The 4,944-nt window shown below is 70.1% G+C and carries 7 protein-coding genes; 4 read left to right on the top strand and 3 right to left on the bottom strand.

Annotated features, from left to right (window positions below; genetic code table 11):
- From D7W79_RS38720 to D7W79_RS38710, 3 genes are all read left to right on the top strand, one after another.
- Positions 1-319 (top strand): sensor histidine kinase (locus D7W79_RS38720; protein WP_147442275.1); only part of this gene is annotated, 319 nt, incomplete at its 5' end.
- A 220-nt stretch (positions 320-539) separates the two neighbouring features.
- The gene (locus D7W79_RS38715; protein WP_244222211.1) at positions 540-1,220 is read left to right on the top strand and encodes a hypothetical protein; all 681 of its coding nucleotides are present in this window, start codon (positions 540-542) and stop codon (positions 1,218-1,220) included.
- Positions 1,221-1,240: 20 nt separating this feature from the next.
- Positions 1,241-1,738: a hypothetical protein gene (locus D7W79_RS38710; RefSeq protein ID WP_120530261.1), complete on the top strand. Its 498-nt coding sequence runs from the start codon at positions 1,241-1,243 to the stop codon at positions 1,736-1,738.
- A 5-nt stretch (positions 1,739-1,743) separates the two neighbouring features.
- Here D7W79_RS38710 and D7W79_RS38705 read toward each other — a convergent pair whose 3' ends face one another.
- From D7W79_RS38705 to D7W79_RS38695, 3 genes are all read right to left on the bottom strand, one after another.
- Positions 1,744-2,259, bottom strand: coding sequence for a hypothetical protein (locus D7W79_RS38705; RefSeq protein ID WP_120530260.1), 516 nt, complete (start codon positions 2,257-2,259; stop codon positions 1,744-1,746).
- Between the two features lie 83 nt (positions 2,260-2,342).
- A complete protein-coding gene (locus tag D7W79_RS38700) occupies positions 2,343-3,278 on the bottom strand; it encodes a lytic transglycosylase domain-containing protein (protein ID WP_120530259.1) in 936 nt (311 codons plus the stop codon).
- A gap of 299 nt (positions 3,279-3,577) precedes the next feature.
- A complete protein-coding gene (locus D7W79_RS38695; protein ID WP_120530258.1) occupies positions 3,578-4,183 on the bottom strand; it encodes a LysE family translocator in 606 nt (201 codons plus the stop codon).
- A 121-nt stretch (positions 4,184-4,304) separates the two neighbouring features.
- Between D7W79_RS38695 and D7W79_RS38690 the strand changes: the two genes are divergently transcribed.
- Positions 4,305-4,944: LysR substrate-binding domain-containing protein (locus D7W79_RS38690; protein ID WP_120530257.1), on the top strand; the 640-nt coding region annotated here is incomplete at its 3' end.

Below are 4,944 nucleotides of genomic sequence, written 5' to 3'. Positions count from 1 at the left end.
GCTGCGGCAGGTGCTGCTGAACCTGGCGCTCAACGCGCTGGAGGCGACGCCGCCGGGAGGACGGGTGCGCTTCAGCGCGAGCGCGCACGGCGGGGACGTGGCGCTGTGCGTGGACGACAGCGGACCGGGCGTGCCGGAGGACGTGCGCGGGCGGCTCTTCGAGCCCTTCTTCACGACGAAGGCGAGCGGCAGCGGGCTGGGCCTCTCCATCGTGCACGCCATCGTCACGCAGCACGGCGGCACCCTCCAGGTGGAGGACGGTCCGCTGGGCGGCGCGCGCTTCACCGTGCGCGTGCCCGCTGCGAAGCTGGTGGGGTGAGTCCCGCGGGCTGGAGCGTGTCTGTGATTGGATAAAGGAGATTCCAGGCAAGGCCAGACAGCGCTGTCTCAGCCCGCGAGCGTGCTTTTTCCCAGACCGCGAGAACGTACGCCCGAGGGGCGAAACACGTCGCGGAGACAGGGGTGATTGTCTATAGACGCCACGCAGTCTGGAGGCGTCACTGAAGCGCTCGCACCACAAGATCTTTCCCACACACTCGTTGTCTTGGTTCCTGGCGGGCCTGGCCCTGCTCTACGTCGAGGCCGCGGCGCTCCTGGACCCCCTGGGCGTGCCGCTGCTCCCGCACCGGATGATCCAGGACGTGCTCCAGAGCCCGTTCGGCTTCCACCTGCTGCTGCTGGGCATTCCCTGCTGCATCTACGTCCTTGGCTGGCGGGCCCGGGACCTCTTCGCCTGGCTGTGGGCGCCGCACGTGGTGACGGTGGACGACGAGGGGCTGCGCGCCGACGTCACGAGGATCCGGTGGCGGGACGTGCGGGAGGTCGTCGAACAGCACGCGCACGACCGCCTCGTCCTGCGCCACGCGGGCGGAACGCTGCGGCTGCGGCTGGACCTGTGGAGTGACGCGGACGCGCTGCATGAGGCCGTGCTGAGCCAGGTGGTGCCGCGCCTGCTGGAGCGGGTGAGCCTCCAGGTCTCCGCCGGGCAGCCGGTGCGCTTCGGGCCGCTGACGCTGGGCGACGCGGGGCTCACCCACCGGGGGCGGCTCTGGCGCTGGGACGACATCGAGAGCATCCGCCTCCAGGACGAGGTGGACCAGGGCTTCGCGTCCCGCGAATTGGTCATCGTCGCCCAGGGCAGGACCCGGAAGTTCGACGAAGCGAAGGTCATCAACGCGCCAGTCCTGCTGGCCTACCTGTCAGACCGGCTGGCCGGCTGACGCACCCACGGACACCCGACATGGAAATCTATCGCTCCCCCCAGTCCAGGAAGCAGGCGGAACAGCCGCGCGCCATCTACTACTCGCGGGCCAGGCTCATCGCGGGCGTGGTCATCTGGACGCTGGGGACGGTCTTCTTCGGCGCGCTGACCTGGAAGTCGCTTCCCCAGGGCAACATCTGGATCTTCGTCGCGTTGATCACCCTGGCCTCGGCCTGGATGTTCTTCAACTGCGTCACGGCGCTGGGCAAGCTGGACAAGCCCGTGCTGCTCATCGGCCGGGACGGCATCCGCTTCCCGGACGGCTTGCTCATCGCGTGGGGGGACATGGAGGAGAACCTCTACGTGGACCAGTCCTACATGGGCCTGCCGGTCATCAAGATGGTGCAGATCAAGACCACGCTCGCGAAGCCCCGCGTGAAGAAGATGCGGGTCTCCGCGCTCGCCATGAACAGCGACGAGTACATGGCGCTCTGCGACAGCTACAGCCAGGGCGGCGGCGCTGCCGCGACGCGCTGACGTGGCTACGGCGCGGGCGTCAGGCCGACCGTCCGCGTCTTGCCGTCCTTGTCCACCTCCAGCTTGAGCTGGGGGTTCCCCTGGGCGTCGTGGAGCACGATGCTCGCCACGCCATCCACCACGCCCAGGGTGATGCGCTCCTTCCAGTCATGCCGGAAGGTGATGGTGGGCTTTCCCTGCTCCAGGCCCACGCACATGGCCTCGTAGCCCTCCTCGCTGTCGAAGCAGAGCCCCCGGATGCCAATGGCATCCAGCATCGCCAGCCCTCCAATCTCCTGCCCCGTGGGGCTCAGGAACTGGATGCCGTACGCGGCCACAGCGCGCTTCAGGCCCTGGGGGTCGGGCATCGGCGCGCCGATGCGGATGCGCGCCTGGCCGTGCTCGTCGACGATGTCCAGCTGGCGGGCGGAGAGGATGTCCGCGGGGCGGGTCGCGGCGGTGCTGCCCGCGCACGCGGCCAGGAACAACCCCGTGGAGGAGACGGCGGCCAACGCGAAGGGACGGAAGAGGGAAGAGGTCATGAGGCGTGAAGCTAGGCGCCGCTCCCGCCCCTGTCCCCCGGGAGATTCCATGCTTCCGTCATGGGCGCGTCATGGACCGCGCGCTACGCGGGCAGCGTGCCCTGGCCGGTGGCCAGCGTGTTCATGAAGGACTTCACCTTCTGCACGTAGGTGGCGTCGCCCGTGCCGGCGGGGATGGCGTCCGGGTTGCTCCGGTCCACCCCGTTGGGTCCGGAGTTGTAGGCGCGCAGGGCCAGCTCATCGCTGCCGAACTGCTCCTTCATGTCCTTCATGTAGAAGGCGCCCGCGAGGATGTTGGTCTCCGGGTCGGAGAGGTTCTTGCCCTGGAGCTCCGGGTGCTTCGCCTGCAGCTCCCCGTAGGTGTTGGGGTTGACCTGCATCAGGCCGGTGTCCGTCAGGCCATTGCCGCCGTTGGTGGAGACGGCCTCCAGGTTGCCGCGCGACTCCTGCCAGATCTGCGCGGCCAGCATCTCCGCGGGCATGCCCGTCTTGGCGGAGGCGGACTCGATGGCGCCCCGGAACTTCTCCAGCGCCGGGGGCAGGTTGCCACCCAGCTTCGAACCCCCCGTGGACGACGTCTGCTGCGACGCCCCCGGACCCACGACGCCGGTGTTGCCGTTGAGCGCCACGGGAGGACGCGCTGAATCCGCGGGCGTGAAGCTGCTGTCGGAGAACGGCGGCGAACCCGAGCCGGACTTCCCACCCGGGGCGCCCTGCGCACCGGAGACACCCTGGAGCGCCTGCGCGCCACCCGGCACGGCCTGCGCCACCAACTGGACGATGGAGGTCAGCGCCGACAGCGTGTCCTGCAGGAGCTTGCCCAGCTCCGCGTTCTTGCTGGAGCCGACGTCGAAGCCGTCCTGCCGGAGCACCTCCACCCCCGGGGTGCGCCGCTTCATGCCCATGGGCCCGGAGGCGAGCCCTTCCACACCGCCGCACTGGGGACGGGAGGGGGCGGCGTCCTGCACCGGCATGCGGGAGACGGGAGCGGAGGCGCTGCGGAGGGGCGAGATGGCCATGGCGAGGGGACCTCGAAGGGGATGGGTTCTTGCGTTGAAGCGACACGGGACCCCATAGCAGCGCGTGTGCCAGCCCCCGCGGGCCGCGCGGACGCGGACAACCCACGGATTTCACGGGCAACGCCAGTGACCGCTGTCGCCGGTCCTGGTGACTCCCGTCACCGCCCCCGATGCCCACCGTCATCATCCGGGCCCGCGGCCTGGAGTCATTGCCCTCGTGAGTCAGTGGACGCAGGTCTGCACCGGGGAAGGCGCACGGTGAACGTGGTGCCTTCCTTGAGGGAGCGGACGCGCCGGTGTCAGGCGAAGGCCACCCAGGCCGCGACGGCGACCATGCAGGCGCCAAAGGTCCAGCCCTGGATGCGCATGGCGCGCTCGGAGTGGAAGCGCCCCAGGATGAGCTTCCCGCCGTAGATCCATGGGAAGTGGCACGCCACGCAGACAGCGAGGAACGCCGCGGTGAGCTGCGCCGTCTGGGGGAGCATCCCGTGCGCGGGGTCCAGGAACTGGGAGAACATCACCAGGATCATCGAGTGGATCTTCGGGTTGAGCGCGACCGCGAGCAGCCCCTCCACGAACCCGAGGTGCGAGGGCGCGTCGTCCGCCTCCCTGGACGCGGCCGTGGCGCGGAAGAAGCCCCACGCGAGGTGGAGCAGGTACGCGACGCTGCCCCAGCGCAGGACCTCGTGCAGCGCTGGCAGCCCCTGGAGCACCCGCCCCAGGCCGATGCCGTAGAGGAGGCACAGCGCGACGTTGGCCACCTCGAATCCCCACCAGAACGGCAGCGTGCCCCGGACGCCGAAGCGCCCTCCGGCGGTGGCGAGCACCGTGTTGCCCGGCCCGGGGCTCACCACCATGGGCACCGTGTAGCCCAGGAACAACACCCACACCTCGGCGGAGATCATGACGGGGCACCTCGCGCGCGGCGCGTCCATCGCGCCTTCTCGCCGCACAGGACAGACTCCATTTCGGGGCGCGGACCCAGCGAGCTATCCTCGCGTGCTCGATAAAGGGGGCTCATCGAGCATGCGCCGCATTCCACCGCTGGGCGCCCTCCGTGCCTTCGAGGCGGGCGCGCGTCACCTGAGCTTCACCCGCGCCGCCACGGAGCTGCGCGTGACCCAGGCGGCCATCAGCCACCAGGTGCGGCAGCTGGAGGACTGGCTGGGCGTCTCCCTGTTCGACCGCCGGGGCCATGCGCTGACGCTGACCGCGAGGGGCGCGGCGTACCTGCGCGAGCTGACGCCCGTGTTCGAGCGCATGTCCGAGGCGACCACGCGGCTGTACGCGCACGAGCAGGGCCCGCTGCGCCTCACCGTGCTGCCGTCCTTCGCCGCGTGCTGGCTGTTGCCGCGCCTGGAGCGCTTCCGGAAGCAGCATCCGGACATCGAGCTGCACGTGAACAGCTCCGAGGCGCTCTGGGACTTCCTCGACGACCGCTTCGACGTGGGCATCCGTTCCGGGCTGGGCCGGTGGACGGGGCTCAAGGCGGAGCAACTCGCGACCGAAGGGCTCGCGCCCGTGTGCACCCCGGCGCTGGCGAAGCGGCTCCGGACGCCCCAGGACCTGGGCCGGGTCCGGTTGATCCACGACACGCCCAAGGATGGCTGGCGTCGCTGGCTGGAGGCCGCGGGGGTGGCGGGCGTGGATGTGGACCCTGTCTCTT

The sequence above is a fragment of the Corallococcus exercitus genome, from assembly GCF_003611585.1.
GTDB lineage: Bacteria > Myxococcota > Myxococcia > Myxococcales > Myxococcaceae > Corallococcus > Corallococcus exercitus.
This window is presented reverse-complemented; position numbering and strand designations above follow the sequence as displayed.

Excerpts from the sequence above, each read along its gene's own strand:
- D7W79_RS38695 (WP_120530258.1), bottom strand. The coding sequence starts at position 4,183 with ATGATCTCCGCCGAGGTGTGGGTGTTGTTCCTGGGCTACACGGTGCCC.
- D7W79_RS38705 (WP_120530260.1), bottom strand. The coding sequence starts at position 2,259 with ATGACCTCTTCCCTCTTCCGTCCCTTCGCGTTGGCCGCCGTCTCCTCC.
- D7W79_RS38700 (WP_120530259.1), bottom strand. The coding sequence starts at position 3,278 with ATGGCCATCTCGCCCCTCCGCAGCGCCTCCGCTCCCGTCTCCCGCATG.
- D7W79_RS38710 (WP_120530261.1), top strand. The coding sequence starts at position 1,241 with ATGGAAATCTATCGCTCCCCCCAGTCCAGGAAGCAGGCGGAACAGCCG.